This window comes from Streptomyces sp. NBC_01216, assembly GCF_035994945.1.
Classification (GTDB): domain Bacteria; phylum Actinomycetota; class Actinomycetes; order Streptomycetales; family Streptomycetaceae; genus Streptomyces.
The window spans coordinates 549,833-562,081 of the sequence record NZ_CP108677.1; the positions used below are offsets into that span (position 1 = coordinate 549,833).

The window sequence follows — 12,249 nt, forward strand, 5'->3', positions numbered from 1 at the left end:
TGGGCTTTACCGTCTGACACCGCACCATGCTCGATACCACACTGCATTCTCCTCCGGAGGTCCACATGGAAAAGCTGATCGCGAAGATGTCCCAGGACACTGTCTGGCAGAAGTGGGTGACGGTGAACTCGGCCGAGAACGCGGCCAAGTCGGGATGCATCAGCTCCGCGCCCAAGGCCGGATGCATCAGCGTGTCCAGTGCCCCGGGCCGCATCTCCTGATCCCCCTGACGGGAACCGGAAAGGGGCCGGGGTCCGCTTTCAGGACCCCGGCCCCTTTCCCGGCCACCTCGTCGACATCGCGTTCTTCCCTCCGACAACCGGTCCACAGGGGGTGCTCGCCGTGTACGGCCAGCCGCCGGCAGAATTCATCGAACAAGTCCGAGACATACCGATCTACCGCGACTCGGTCGCGACGGGCCGCTTCCCCGTTCTCGAGAAGCCGGAGATCGCCCGTGGGTTCCCCGACAACTGGATGACGCCGCGGCTGGCCAAGGCACTCGCCGAGGGCGAGGCGGAGTACGTGCTCTCCACAGGCACCAACCACGCCAGGATGCAGATCATCAGGCCCCCGTACTTCCTGCTGCACTCCTACTACCGGCTCTGGAGCGAGCACCCCGACATCGCCTTCACCTGGGAAGAGGGCTGCGCACGCGTCTCGCTGACCACCGTGCTGGCGACCGAGCACGTCGCGCGCGTCAACGCCGCGAAGCGCGGCGCGCGGCCCGACCCGGTGCCCTCACTCCACGACCGGAGGCTCGACGGCCGCACCGTCTACCTCAATCTCCGCCTCGACCCGGCCTCGTGGGAGCGCGCCGACGTCGAGCGGATGGTCGCGGAGGTACACGAGGCCCGGCGGGCACACCCCCGCGGCCGATACCACCTGGACTGCTCGGGATACCACCTGGCCCACCTGGTCCTCAAGGCCCGTCAGTGGGGCCTGTGGGAGCACTTCCCACGCCCGGCGAGCATCGTCCACGCCTACGAGTACACGCCCGTCAACGTCCGCCGCTTCCTGGAGCGGCACTTCGACTGCCCCGTCGTCGACCTCTTCGGCAGCACCGAGCTCGGCTACCTCTACTACAGCGACCGCCACGGCCGGTACCACCCCCATCTCGACCGGATGAACGTCGAACTCCTGCCCGTCGCCCCGGGGAGCGATATCCACAGCCTCATCGTGTCGAGCGTCCGCAACCCCTACATGCCGCTGATCCGCTACCGCTCGGGCGACTGTGTGCGAACCCTGGACGGGACTCCCGACCCGGACAGGATCGAACGCTTCTGCGGACGGGAGCAGGAACTTCTGGGCGCCGGTGCGCTGCGCGCCGGCGCCCACGGACCCGTCTCCCAGGGAGACCTGGACGACTGCGTCGCCGGGATCTCCCCGGCCGTCTTCCTCCACCGGCTCCGTGTGAGCGGTGACCTGGAGGCCCGCCTTTCGTACACCACCTTCGACAGCGCCCCGCTGACGGCGTCCGCCGCCATGGAGCTGGCGGGAGCGGTCGGGTCGCTGACCGGGCGCCGCTGCGTCCTCGAACACCGTCGGCACATCCCCGTCGGGAGGTCCGGCAAGTACGCCTGGCTCGACGGGAACCGCTGACCGTCCGGCTCCGCCCGGCACCGCACGCATCCGGCAGCGCCACCCGCGCCCCGGTACCGGCGTGCCGAGGCCACCGCACCGCGAGGGAGAGACATGAGCGCACCACAGCAGACGACGGACGAGGATCTCCGGGCCCTCCTCGGCACCGCGCTCCACGAGGAGGTCGTGGCCCATTTCACCGCAGGGGGCGGCCTCCCGGAGGAACTCGTCGAACGCCGGGTCCTGGAGTGCCTGCGCTATCTGTACCTGGTCTCACTCCATCGCGACCGGTTGGCGGGCCTGTTCCTCCCTGTCGAGCAGGCCGTGGACGAGATCTGGCACTACCTCATCCTCCAGACCCGCGAGTACCGCGCTTTCTGTGAGGAGCGGCTTCCCGGCGGCTACTTCATCGAGCACCGCAGCATCGCCTACCAGGACTACCGGCAGGAGCCGGGACGCGAGCGGGTCCTGGAGGAAGCACTGCGGTGGATCCCCCTGTACCGCCGCGCGTTCGGCCCCTTCGACGAGGAAGCCCTGCCGCACTGGACCGTCGTCCGCTTCCTGCACCGGCACCTCGGGATGTCGCTCGCGGAGATCGCGGCACTCGAACCGCTGGAAGCCGAGCAGCCGCGCGGTTGCCTGGCCTGAGCGGCTCTCCGAGCCTGTCGGGTGGCCTCCGGCGGGGCCGTCACGAACTGGCGCGACGCTTCCGTCGTTCCCGCCGTGTCCGAGTGGCTCCGACGAGGACCTCCCGGCGCCTCGGCATCGCACGCGCCATGCCTCGCCCGACGCGCCGGCCGAAGGCCACCCGACAGGCTCTCAAGCGCGGCGGACCCTCCAGAGCCATGCCGAGACGCCGGCCAGCAGGGCGATCGTGACCAGGTTGGCCACCAGGGACGGGGTGCCGCCCGGGACACCCGACAGGTTCCAGGTGGCGATGACGACAGTCGGCAGGACGGCGGTGAGCAGTACGCCGGAGGTCTTCTGCACGGCGGTCCAGTGCACCGAGGTGCAGAGGAGCACCGCGCCGGTGACGCGGAAGAGGACGCCGAACAGCGGCCCGGGGAGATCGGGGAAGAGCACCATGAAGGGCAGCGAGAGAGTGAGCATCAGCAGCGGGACCAGGGGGTGCACCTTGCCGCGCCGGCTGCCCGCGCCGTTCCGCGCCGAGACCCCGACGGCACCGGCTCCCGCCTCGGCCAGGGCCGTCGCCGCGATCGTGCGCGGGTCCCCCAGCTCCGCGAGGATCTCGCCGATCGGGGCGTCGGGACGCTCGGCACGCGTCACCTCGATGTGCTCGGCGAGGTCGGCGAGGAGTTCCTGGCGCCGGTCCGCGGGGAGTGCGGAGCCCTCGCGCTCGACGGCGGACAGGTAGTCGCCGGCGAGGTCGGCAGAAGTCTTCATACGAGGTCTCCGGTGGAGGGGTGCGGGATGGTCAGGAAGGCGTCGACGGCGTCACGGAAGCCGGGCCAGACGCGGGTGAACTCGTCCAGCGCGGCCCGGCCGCCGTCGGTGAGCGCGTAGTAGCGGCGGGGCGGCCCGGCGGCGGATTCCTGCCAGGTGCTGCTGACCAGGTCGTCGCGGCGGAGCCGGGAGAGCAGCGGATAGACCGTGCCCTGGCTGGTGGCCAGGGCACCGGAGCCCTCCAGGGCGCGAAGGAGTTCCACGCCGTAGCGAGGCCGGTCCCGCATCAGGGCGAGCACGCAGTACTCCAGGACGCCCTTGCGCAGCTGGGCGGCCGCCCGGGCCTGCTTGGTCGAATCACCTGGTTCCATGCGATGCAAGATACCTGGTGAGACAAACGCGTGACCAGGGGGGGGTCCCTTCGACCCGGAACCCGCGTCCCCCGCGCCGGAGGTGGCCGCCCCCGCGGGGTCACCTCCGGCGCGAGGCGTCTCCGGCCGTTCGGCCGACCCCGCGTGGGAGGCCGGTGCCGTGCGCGGGGGACGGAGCGGGACGAGCGGGACACGGCAGCGCAGGAGCCCGGACGTCAGCGCCGGGGCGGGTCCCGCCAGGGCAGCGGGTCGAGAGCGGTGAACGGCCAGTCCGGGGCGTCCGGGTGACGGCGGGTCCGGTCGGCGTTCCAGCGGATCTGTTCGGTGTGCAGGGCCGGCCGGGACAGGCGGGCGAGCGCGGGATGGCAGGCCGCCAGGGTCCGGGCGAGGACGAGCGTGGTCTCGGCGTCGGAGGCCGCCTCACCCGGGCGGGCGTGCGGGATGCCGTACCACTCGGCGACCGCTTCCAGCGAGCGTCTCCCCGGGCGGTAGCGGTCCGCGTGCCGGTCGAGCACCAGGGGGTCGCAGACCGGGGCCACCCCGGCGGGGAGCCGCTCGGTCAGCGTGGGCACGCCGTGGCGCAGGAGTTCGGCGTGCAGGGTGCCCAGGACGTGCGGGGCGAACCACACCACCAGGACCTCGCCCGACGCCAGGTGTCCGGCGAGCCGCCCGGCGATCGCGTCGAGGGCCTCCGCCGCCGGCATGCCCTCGGCGCGAGCCCGTGCGAGCGTGACGCCGTGGCCCTTTCCCGGCGCCACGGACAGGGGGCCGGGGCCGGGGTCCAGCATCCAGTCGCCGTCGCCTGCGGTTCCGCGGAGGGCGACGGAGAGGATACGGTCCACCGCCGCGCGGTTGCCGGTGGTGGCGATGTCCAGGGCGAGCAGGGCGCGCCGGTGCCAGCCGGGGCGTGCGCGGCGCGGGGGCGGCGCCGGCTCCCTCGCGTGACCGGGGTGGTACACGTCCCAGCCGCCGCCGTGACGGTGCCGGAGCACTCCCGTCCCGGCCGGAACCGGCGCCCCGCAGCCGGCGCACGGGCCTTCGTAGTCGTTGACGGGCCCGCCCGGTCCTGCCCCGCTGCTCATCTCACGCCGCTCCGTTCAGGGCTCCCTGGTCATGAGGTCCCGGCGCCGTCGCGGTACGCCTCCAGGAGCCTCAGCCACGCTTCGCTCAGCGTGGGGTAGGCCGGGACCGCGTGCCACAGCCGCTCGATCGGGACCTCGCCCGTGACGGCGATCGTCGCCGAATGGAGGAGTTCGCCGATGCCCGGCCCGACGAAGGTGACCCCGAGCACCGTCTCCCGGTCCAGGTCGACGACCATCCGGGCGTGTCCACGGTATCCGTGCGCGTACAGCCCGGCGCCGGCCACGGCCGTGAGGTCGAGGTCGACGGCCCGGACGCGGAGTCCGGAACGTTCCGCTTCGGCCAGCGAGAGGCCGACCGCCGCGGCCTCGGGGTCGCTGAACACGACCTGGGGCACGGCGACGTGGTCGGCGGTGGCCGCGTGCGCGCCCCAGGGTCCGGTCCGCGGGCCGGGGCCGTCCGTCGCGCGCGCGACGATCGCGGCGCCCGCGATCCGCGCCTGGTACTTGCCCTGGTGGGTCATCAGGGCCCGGTGGTTGACGTCTCCGACGGCGTACAGCCAGTCGCTGCCGCTGACCCTCAGGCTGTCGTCCACGGACAGCCAGGAGCCGGGCTCCAGGCCGACGGTCTCCAGGCCGATGTCCTCCGTCCGGGGGTGGCGGCCGGTCGCGAACAGGACCTCGTCACCCTCGATCCGCTCGCCACCTTCCAGGACCACGGTGACCGGGCCGGTGCCGCCGTCGCGTACCACCGCGGCGACGGAGACGCGCGTCCGGACGTCCGCGCCGCGCTCGGTGAGCGCGGCGGCGACGTGCTCACCGACGAAGGGCTCCATCCGGGAGAGCAGCCCCGTGCCCCGTACCAGCAGCGTCACCCGTGCGCCGAGGGCCTGCCAGGCGGTGGCCATCTCCACCGCGACCACTCCCCCGCCGACGACGACCAGCCGCTCCGGCACGCGGTGCGAGCTGGTGGCCTCACGGCTGGTCCACGGCCGGGCGCCGGCCAGGCCCGGCAGTTCGGGCAGGGCGGCGCGGCTGCCGGTGCAGACGGCCACGGCGTGGCGGGCGGTCAGGAGACGGCGCTCCCCCTCGGGCCCCTCCACCGTGACGCGGCGGGTGCCGGACAGCCGCCCGTGGCCGCGGTACAACCGGGCGCCGATGGAGTCGAGCCAGCCGACGGCGCCGTCGTCCTTCCAGTCCGAGACGTAGTAGTCGCGGTGGGCGAGCACCGCCGAGGTGTCCAGCGGGCCCTGGACCGACTGCGCGAGGCCCGGGACCTTGCGCGCGTCGGAACGGGCGATCGCCGGCCGCAGCAGCGCCTTGCTGGGCATGCAGGCCCAGTAGGAGCACTCGCCGCCGACCAGTTCGCCCTCCACCACCGCCACGCTCAGCCCGCCGGCGCGGGCCCGGTCGACCACGTTCTCCCCCACCGGTCCCGCTCCCAGGACCACCACGTCGTACTCGTGCTCCACCGCTCGTGTCATGGGCCCAGTCTGGTGGCAGGTGTAGGGCGGATGCCACAGGGAAGGCGCGAGGGCGACGCCGGAATAGCACGGCTCGATCCGCCGTTGTGCGGGGCGAGTCCCCAGGGGACCGTGAGGACGAGGCACGACCGTCCGGGACCCGGAAAGGTAGGAAGAATGAGCACCGTTGAGCTCACCAAGGACAACTTCGACCAGATCGTGAGCGAGAACGACTTCGTTCTGATCGACTTCTGGGCTTCCTGGTGTGGTCCGTGCCGTCAGTTCGCGCCGGTCTTCGAAGCGGCCTCGGAGCGGCACGGGGATCTGGTCTTCGCCAAGGTCGACACAGAGGCGCAGCAGGAGCTGGCCGCCGCCTTCGAGATCAGCTCCATCCCGACGCTGATGATCGTCCGGGACAACGTGGCCGTGTTCGCCCAGCCGGGGGCGCTCCCGGAGACCGCGCTGGAGGACGTGATCGGCCAGGCGCGCGAGCTCGACATGGACGAGGTGCGCAAGTCCATCGAGAGCGCGAAGCAGAAGGCGGCGGAACAGTAGGAAGCCGCCGAGGGGGCGGTACGGGTCGGCCGTACCGCCCCCTCGCGCACGGCCGTGGCCGTTCCCCGCGCGCGAGAGGTCCGCGGCAGAGGTCAGGCAGGGCGGGTGCCGGAGTCAGCGCTCCAGGACCAGCGCCAGGCCCTGTCCGACGCCGATGCACAGCGCCGCGAGGCCCGTACCGGAGCCCGCCGCGGCCAGTTGGTGGGCCACCGATCCGGCCAGCCGCGCACCGGAGGCGCCCAGCGGGTGGCCGAGGGCGATGGCTCCGCCGAGCGGATTGACGATCTTGGGGTCGAGGTCCGGCCACTCGGCGAGGCAGCCCAACGACTGCGCGGCGAAAGCCTCGTTGAGTTCGAAGGTGGTGAGATCGGCGAAGGACCGGCCCGCCTTGTCCAGGGCACGGCGGACGGCCTCGACCGGCCCCAGGCCGAAGAACTGCGGCTCGATGCCGGTGACGGCCGAGGCACGGATCCGGGCGAGCGGTTCGCGGCCCGTCTCGCGCAGCCCCTCCTCGTCGACGAGCAGCAGCGCCGCCGCGCCGTCGTTGAGCGGCGAGGCGTTGCCTGCGGTGACCGTGCCCCCGTCCTTGCGGAAGGACGGCCTCAGCCGCCCGAGGGCCTCCATCGACGTGCTGTCGCGGACGCACTCGTCACGCGACAGGTCCACACCCCCGTAGGGCACGACCTCCGCGTCGTAGCGCCCCTCGGCCCAGGCCGTGGCCGCCTTCCGGTGGCTGTCCAGGGCGAACGCGTCCTGCTGCGCACGGGTGATGCCGTGCCGGTCGGCGATCAGTTCCGCTCCTTCGCCGAGCGAGACGGTCCACTCGGCCGGCATCCGCGGGTTCGTCATGCGCCAGCCGAGCGTGGTGGAGTACATCTGCTGGTGACCGGCCGGGAAGGCGCGCTCGGGCTTCTGGAACACCCAGGGCGCGCGGGACATCGACTCGACCCCGCCCGCGATGGCCACCGAGGCGTCGCCGAGCGCGATGGCCCGTGCGGCCTGGACGACGGCCTCGAGTCCCGAACCGCACAGACGGTTGAGGGTGACGCCGGGGACGGAGGCCGGGAGTCCGGCGAGCAGCACGGCCATCCGGGCCACGTCCCGGTTGTCCTCGCCGGCGCCGTTGGCGTCACCGAAGTACACGTCGTCGATCCGCGCCGGGTCGAGGGCGGGCGCGCGGTCGACGAGCGCCCGGACGACGTGGGCGGCGAGGTCGTCGGGGCGAACGGAGGAGAGGGCGCCTCCGAACTTGCCGATCGGGGTGCGGACGGCGTCGACGATGTACACGTCGCGGATGCTCATCGGTTCTCTCCCACGGGACCTGCGGTCGTGACCTTCGGTTCGAAACGCCCAGCGCGTTCGCCTGGTGAACTTTCGTTCATGGGGCGCGCGCCGAGTGTCCGTCCCCCGGGGCATCCTGTCAACGGCCTCCGGCGGGCGGCGCACGCCGCTGCGTGGCTGATACACGCGTTCGCCCGGAGTCGGGCCCGGGGCGTCCCGTCACGAACCGGACGGATGCCGGATCAGCGCCGTCAGGCCGTAGTCGAGCTCCCGGCCGTCCACCAGCAGGGCCTCGACCGTGCGGGTCTCCGGGTCGATCTCGGCCACGATGCCGTGGCCCTCGTAGCGGGGATAGCCCGATGCCCCCTGCCGGCCCGTGGCCTCGACCACGGCCGAACGGACCGCGCTGTCCTCGACGGAGGCGCCGCCGCGGCTCTCCACGTGCTCGGGGACCAGCAGGATCTCGAAACGCTTCGGAACGGTGCTCATGCACCGACGCTAGGTCGTCCCCGGCCAGACTCCGCGGACCGGCGCGCGGCACGGCGCAGTCCCGGCCGCCGGGACCCTGCCCCGTACCGGGCGCGACGTCGACGGCCACGGGGACGCGCCCCCGACCCTCGGGCCCGGACAGGTCCTCCCGGACCGGGTTCCGGGGTCAGCTGGACTCCCGCCGGACGACCCGGGACGGCATGAGCTCCCGCACCTCGGGCACCGCCTCCGGTTCCCGCACCGCCCGGTCCACGAGTTCCGCCAGGTGCTTGCCGATCACCATGTCCATCCGGACGGTGCTCAGCCGGGGCCGCAGCAGCCGACCGAGGAGCAGGTCGTCCGAGCCCACGACCGCCGTGTCCCCGGGGACCGAGAGCCCGGCGTCCTGCAGAGCCCGCATCAGCAGCATCGCGTACTCGTCGTTGTAGGCGAACACCGCGTCGAGGTCCAGCTCCCGCCAGCGCGCGGCCAGTTCGTCCGCCGCGTCCTCCTCGTACCGCAGCGGCAGCGGGACGACCACCGCCTCCGTTCCCTCGACGGCCTGCCGGGCGCCTTCGAGGCGCGGGCCGGAGAAGAGTCCGAGGCCGGGCTCCTCGGGCACCACCACACCGATGCGGCGACGGCCTCGCTCGACGAGATGCGCGACGGCGGCCCCACCGATCCGGGCCTGGTCGATGACCAGAGCGTGCGCTCCCTCGACCCGCTGCGGACCCACGGTGATCACAGCCTTGGCACCCGAGCGCTTGAGGGTCTCCACGCCGCGCGGGGTCAGCTCGATCTCGCCGAGCGAGATCACGGCGACCGGGCGCAGCTCCGCCCAGGCCCGAGCCGCCTCGTCGGCCTCCAGGCCGACGCTGCTGTACTGCACCACGGTGTAGTCGAGGTGGCGCAGCGCCCACTGGAGTTCGTCGAAGAACCGGCTGTACAGCGGGCCGATCGGCACGTGCGGGGTGGGCAGCAGGACCATCCGGCTGTGGCCGGCGCGCAGGCTGCGGGCCGCGGCGTGCGGTACGTAGCCCAGTTCCTCGGCCGCTTCCCTCACCCGTCGACGGGTCGGCTCGCTGATCCGTACGGCCGCGGTGTCGTTCAGCACGTACGACACCGTGGCGCGGGAGACCCCCGCGAGCCGCGCGACGTCGGCACTGGTCGGGACGGGATGCGCGGCGGACTGTTCGGTTGGCTTCCTCATCGCTCCGGCATCCTTCCAGACCGAGCGGGGCCGGGTTCCGGCGGATGGCCTGATGCGCGTGCCGCACCGTGGTCGCACGCGTTCCGGACACGCGCGATCCGCTCCGGCCGTACGGTCGGTGCTCGGGGTGCCGGATAGGCGCCCGATCCGCGGCGCGCTTCGAGCGCACCCGAAGAAGGAGGTTTCCCCCGTGCGGCTGCACACCACGACCTGGGGTTCCGGGGACCGGATCGCGCTGCTGGTCCACGGCATCATGTCCGACCATCGCACCTGGCGGCGGGTGGGACCGGCCCTGGCGGAGCGCGGCTACCGGGCGGTCGGGGTGGACCTGCGCGGCCACGGTGCCAGTGGTCGCGCCGAAAGACCGGAGGAGTACACCCCCTGGGACCACGCCGACGACCTCGTCGAGACGCTGCCCGCACGGGCCGAGCTGGCGATCGGGCATTCGCTCGGTGGCCTCGCCCTGGCCTACGCGGTGGAGCGGCTCGCGCCGCGGCGCGCCGTCTACGCCGACCCCGCCTGGCACCTCCCGGCCGGGGAGGAGGGCTACCGTCCGGAACTCTTCACCCAGGGCAAGTCCCTCACCCGTGATCACATCCGGATTCTCAACCCGCGCTGGGCGGCGGAGGATCTGGACATCGAGACGGAGACGATCAGGCTCTGGGACGAACGGACCGCCCACGGTCTGGTGCCGAGTGTCGGAGCGGATCTGTGGCCCGTGAAGCCCGCCGTCCCCTCGCTCGTCCTCCTGGCTGACCCGAGCGTGCTGGTCAGGCCCGAGGACGCCCGGACGCTCGAGGAGCGGGGTTTCCGCGTCCGCTCGATCGCCGGTGCAGGGCACACCCTCCACCGCGACGACTTCGACGGGTTCATGACCGCGTTGGACGAGTGGATCTGAGCGGGGGAGCCGCTTCGCGACGGCGGGACCCCGCCATGCCGTCCGCGCGCCGTGGGCCGGGACCGGGCGCCGTCACGCGCCCGGTCCCGGCTCTCGGCGCGTGGTGTGCTGAGGTGCCGGGACGCGAGGTGTCCGGCGACGGAGCGCGGTCAGTTGTGACCGAACTTCCGCTCCTTCTTGTGGGCGACCTGCTGGACGAGGGGGCGAGGGGTCTCCCCCACCGCCGAGGTGGCCGCCTGTTCCTTCGCCGTCGTGTCGGTCCGGTGCTCGTGGCCGCCCGTACGGGCGCCGTGGTTCACCCGGGTCTGTTTCTTGCCCACGATCGTGCCTCCTGTCGCGAAACATCGGACGCTGGGGCGTTCCCAGCCTCGCACGTGGGTACGAACGCCGCACGTCAGGGACCGCGGGTGCCCTGGCCGAGCACCGGTCCGGGCGCCGGCTCCCGGAGGTTCCGGCTCGCTCCGCCCGACCCGCTCGGGGCGGCACGAGGGCGGGGCGGTGCGCGGCAGGTCCCCGTACCGGACGGGGGCCACCCCGCGGGCCGGGCGGTCCGGCCTCTACCGTGGTGCCCGTGACCATGTACCCGCAGTCCCCGCAGTCCCCGCAGTCCCCGCAGTCGGCGCAGTCGCCGGATCCCGCTCACCTCACCGTCGAGGCCGATCCCCGTGAGGTCGGCGCGGTCCGCACCTCGTACGCGCCCGACCGGGACGGTGATCCGGACCCGGGGGAGATCGTCTGGACGTGGGTCCCGTTCGAGGAGAACGACGGGCGGGGCAAGGACCGCCCGGTGCTGGTGGTGGCGCGGGAGGCGGCGGGGACGCTGCTCGCGGTGCAGCTGTCCAGCAAGCCGCACGACCACGACCACGAGTGGGTGGCGATCGGAGTGGGTGCCTGGGACAGTTCCCGGCGCGAGTCCTGGGTGGATCTGGACCGTGTGCTGCGGGTCCACGAGGCGGGCATGCGGCGTGAGGCATGCGCCCTGGACCGGCCGCGGTTCGACCGGGTGGTGGAACGGCTCGTCGAGCGCTACGGCTGGTCGTAGGCGACCCGCGCGCGGGGTCCGGCGGCGCCGCGCCGCGGACCCGCGGTCAGCCTCCCTCGACGACCCGGCGGAACGCGCCCAGGGTCGCGCGGTCCCGGGTGCGGTCCAGGACCGCGAAGACGATCTCGTCGAAGTGGCCCGCGAACCGGCCGCCGCCGGTCAGGAGCCGGGCGAACGCTCCGGCGACCTCCGCGGGGTCGTTCCGGAAGACGCCGCAGCCCCAGGCGCCCAGGACGAGACGCCGGTAGTCGCCGGCCACGGCCGTCTCCAGGACCCGCTCGGCGCGGGCGGCGAGGGCGGCCGGGATACGGTCGGCGAGCTCCGGCGTCCGTCGGCGGATCACGCCCGCGTTGGGGGCCGGGGAGGTGAGGAACCCGACCGTGAACGGCTCCTCCAGGAGCGCGCCCCGGTCGTCGCGGAAGACCGGGACGCCCGGGGAGTGGATGACCCGGTCCGAGTAGAAGGCGTCCCGGTCCGCGCGGTGGTGCGCGTAGGAGGCCGGGGCCGTGAGCAGCGTCGTGTAGAGCGCGGAGTCGCGGCACAGGGCCTCTTCCTGGGCCTGCGCGCCGTTGAGGTAGCCGCCACCGGGGTTCCGGGCCGAGGCGAAGTTCAGGACGGCGACGGGTGCGGCGTCCGTCCCGGCGAGCCGGCGGGCGGCGGTCAGACTGCTCTCCCCCGTCACCTCCATGGCGGTGTCGCGACCACGGTCCGGAACGACCGCCAGGGGCTCGGGGCCGAACAGCGCGGTTCCCGCCACCGCCGCGGCCAGTTCCGTCTCGATGGACACCATCCGGCCGTCGGGGGCCCGGTAGTGGCCCGCCTCGACGATCTCCTGGGTCTGTTTCGCGATTCCCCGTAGCCGTGCGCTCATGCCCGTCACCCTGATCGACGGTGTGACGG

At 73.2% G+C, this 12,249-nt stretch carries 15 protein-coding genes; 6 read left to right on the forward strand and 9 right to left on the reverse strand.

Annotated elements, in window-relative coordinates; all coding sequences use genetic code 11:
- The first annotated feature begins 65 nt into the window (after positions 1-65).
- From OG393_RS02370 to OG393_RS02380, 3 genes are all read left to right on the forward strand, one after another.
- Positions 66-221, forward strand: coding sequence for a hypothetical protein (locus tag OG393_RS02370; RefSeq protein ID WP_327372843.1), 156 nt, complete (start codon positions 66-68; stop codon positions 219-221).
- A gap of 121 nt (positions 222-342) precedes the next feature.
- The gene (locus OG393_RS02375; RefSeq protein WP_327372844.1) at positions 343-1,599 is read left to right on the forward strand and encodes a hypothetical protein; all 1,257 of its coding nucleotides are present in this window, start codon (positions 343-345) and stop codon (positions 1,597-1,599) included.
- A 93-nt stretch (positions 1,600-1,692) separates the two neighbouring features.
- The gene (locus OG393_RS02380; protein ID WP_327372845.1) at positions 1,693-2,226 is read left to right on the forward strand and encodes a hypothetical protein; all 534 of its coding nucleotides are present in this window, start codon (positions 1,693-1,695) and stop codon (positions 2,224-2,226) included.
- Between the two features lie 171 nt (positions 2,227-2,397).
- Here OG393_RS02380 and OG393_RS02385 read toward each other — a convergent pair whose 3' ends face one another.
- From OG393_RS02385 to OG393_RS02400, 4 genes are all read right to left on the reverse strand, one after another.
- Complete coding sequence (locus tag OG393_RS02385) at positions 2,398-2,982, reverse strand: HAAS signaling domain-containing protein (protein WP_327372846.1); 585 nt, start codon at positions 2,980-2,982, stop codon at positions 2,398-2,400.
- Complete coding sequence (locus tag OG393_RS02390) at positions 2,979-3,353, reverse strand: PadR family transcriptional regulator (protein WP_327372847.1); 375 nt, start codon at positions 3,351-3,353, stop codon at positions 2,979-2,981. The genes OG393_RS02385 and OG393_RS02390 overlap by 4 nt, the downstream gene beginning before the upstream one ends.
- A 215-nt stretch (positions 3,354-3,568) precedes the next feature.
- Positions 3,569-4,435, reverse strand: a complete 867-nt coding sequence (locus tag OG393_RS02395) for a 3'-5' exonuclease (protein ID WP_327372848.1) — start codon at positions 4,433-4,435, stop codon at positions 3,569-3,571.
- Between the two features lie 29 nt (positions 4,436-4,464).
- Positions 4,465-5,916 (reverse strand): dihydrolipoyl dehydrogenase family protein, encoded by a 1,452-nt coding sequence (locus OG393_RS02400; RefSeq protein WP_327372849.1) that lies wholly within the window; start codon positions 5,914-5,916, stop codon positions 4,465-4,467.
- A gap of 156 nt (positions 5,917-6,072) precedes the next feature.
- Between OG393_RS02400 and trxA the strand changes: the two genes are divergently transcribed.
- The gene (gene trxA / locus OG393_RS02405) at positions 6,073-6,450 is read left to right on the forward strand and encodes a thioredoxin (RefSeq protein ID WP_327372850.1); all 378 of its coding nucleotides are present in this window, start codon (positions 6,073-6,075) and stop codon (positions 6,448-6,450) included.
- A gap of 114 nt (positions 6,451-6,564) precedes the next feature.
- On the opposite strand, the gene OG393_RS02410 is transcribed toward trxA, so the two are convergent.
- The 3 genes from OG393_RS02410 to OG393_RS02420 all read right to left on the reverse strand — a co-directional run bounded on the left by OG393_RS02410 (position 6,565) and on the right by OG393_RS02420 (position 9,409).
- Positions 6,565-7,752: a thiolase family protein gene (locus OG393_RS02410; RefSeq protein ID WP_327372851.1), complete on the reverse strand. Its 1,188-nt coding sequence runs from the start codon at positions 7,750-7,752 to the stop codon at positions 6,565-6,567.
- A 198-nt stretch (positions 7,753-7,950) separates the two neighbouring features.
- Positions 7,951-8,220, reverse strand: a complete 270-nt coding sequence (locus OG393_RS02415; RefSeq protein WP_327372852.1) for a hypothetical protein — start codon at positions 8,218-8,220, stop codon at positions 7,951-7,953.
- 166 nt (positions 8,221-8,386) lie between these two features.
- The gene (locus tag OG393_RS02420; protein ID WP_327372853.1) at positions 8,387-9,409 is read right to left on the reverse strand and encodes a LacI family DNA-binding transcriptional regulator; all 1,023 of its coding nucleotides are present in this window, start codon (positions 9,407-9,409) and stop codon (positions 8,387-8,389) included.
- Positions 9,410-9,599: 190 nt separating this feature from the next.
- Between OG393_RS02420 and OG393_RS02425 the strand changes: the two genes are divergently transcribed.
- Positions 9,600-10,307: an alpha/beta fold hydrolase gene (locus OG393_RS02425; RefSeq protein ID WP_327372854.1), complete on the forward strand. Its 708-nt coding sequence runs from the start codon at positions 9,600-9,602 to the stop codon at positions 10,305-10,307.
- Between the two features lie 149 nt (positions 10,308-10,456).
- Here OG393_RS02425 and OG393_RS02430 read toward each other — a convergent pair whose 3' ends face one another.
- Positions 10,457-10,627, reverse strand: a complete 171-nt coding sequence (locus tag OG393_RS02430; RefSeq protein WP_327372856.1) for a hypothetical protein — start codon at positions 10,625-10,627, stop codon at positions 10,457-10,459.
- 257 nt (positions 10,628-10,884) lie between these two features.
- On the opposite strand from OG393_RS02430, the gene OG393_RS02435 reads away from it, so the two are divergent.
- Positions 10,885-11,349 (forward strand): type II toxin-antitoxin system PemK/MazF family toxin, encoded by a 465-nt coding sequence (locus OG393_RS02435; RefSeq protein ID WP_442817396.1) that lies wholly within the window; start codon positions 10,885-10,887, stop codon positions 11,347-11,349.
- Between the two features lie 46 nt (positions 11,350-11,395).
- Here OG393_RS02435 and OG393_RS02440 read toward each other — a convergent pair whose 3' ends face one another.
- A complete protein-coding gene (locus OG393_RS02440) occupies positions 11,396-12,220 on the reverse strand; it encodes a TIGR02452 family protein (protein ID WP_327372859.1) in 825 nt (274 codons plus the stop codon).
- Positions 12,221-12,249 lie beyond the last annotated feature (29 nt).

Excerpts from the sequence above, each read along its gene's own strand:
- trxA (WP_327372850.1), top strand. The coding sequence starts at position 6,073 with ATGAGCACCGTTGAGCTCACCAAGGACAACTTCGACCAGATCGTGAGC.
- OG393_RS02415 (WP_327372852.1), bottom strand. The coding sequence starts at position 8,220 with ATGAGCACCGTTCCGAAGCGTTTCGAGATCCTGCTGGTCCCCGAGCAC.
- OG393_RS02390 (WP_327372847.1), bottom strand. The coding sequence starts at position 3,353 with ATGGAACCAGGTGATTCGACCAAGCAGGCCCGGGCGGCCGCCCAGCTG.
- OG393_RS02380 (WP_327372845.1), top strand. The coding sequence starts at position 1,693 with ATGAGCGCACCACAGCAGACGACGGACGAGGATCTCCGGGCCCTCCTC.
- OG393_RS02410 (WP_327372851.1), bottom strand. The coding sequence starts at position 7,752 with ATGAGCATCCGCGACGTGTACATCGTCGACGCCGTCCGCACCCCGATC.
- OG393_RS02385 (WP_327372846.1), bottom strand. The coding sequence starts at position 2,982 with ATGAAGACTTCTGCCGACCTCGCCGGCGACTACCTGTCCGCCGTCGAG.
- OG393_RS02420 (WP_327372853.1), bottom strand. The coding sequence starts at position 9,409 with ATGAGGAAGCCAACCGAACAGTCCGCCGCGCATCCCGTCCCGACCAGT.
- OG393_RS02370 (WP_327372843.1), top strand. The coding sequence starts at position 66 with ATGGAAAAGCTGATCGCGAAGATGTCCCAGGACACTGTCTGGCAGAAG.
- OG393_RS02435 (WP_442817396.1), top strand. The coding sequence starts at position 10,885 with ATGTACCCGCAGTCCCCGCAGTCCCCGCAGTCCCCGCAGTCGGCGCAG.
- OG393_RS02400 (WP_327372849.1), bottom strand. The coding sequence starts at position 5,916 with ATGACACGAGCGGTGGAGCACGAGTACGACGTGGTGGTCCTGGGAGCG.
- OG393_RS02440 (WP_327372859.1), bottom strand. The coding sequence starts at position 12,220 with ATGAGCGCACGGCTACGGGGAATCGCGAAACAGACCCAGGAGATCGTC.
- OG393_RS02395 (WP_327372848.1), bottom strand. The coding sequence starts at position 4,435 with ATGAGCAGCGGGGCAGGACCGGGCGGGCCCGTCAACGACTACGAAGGC.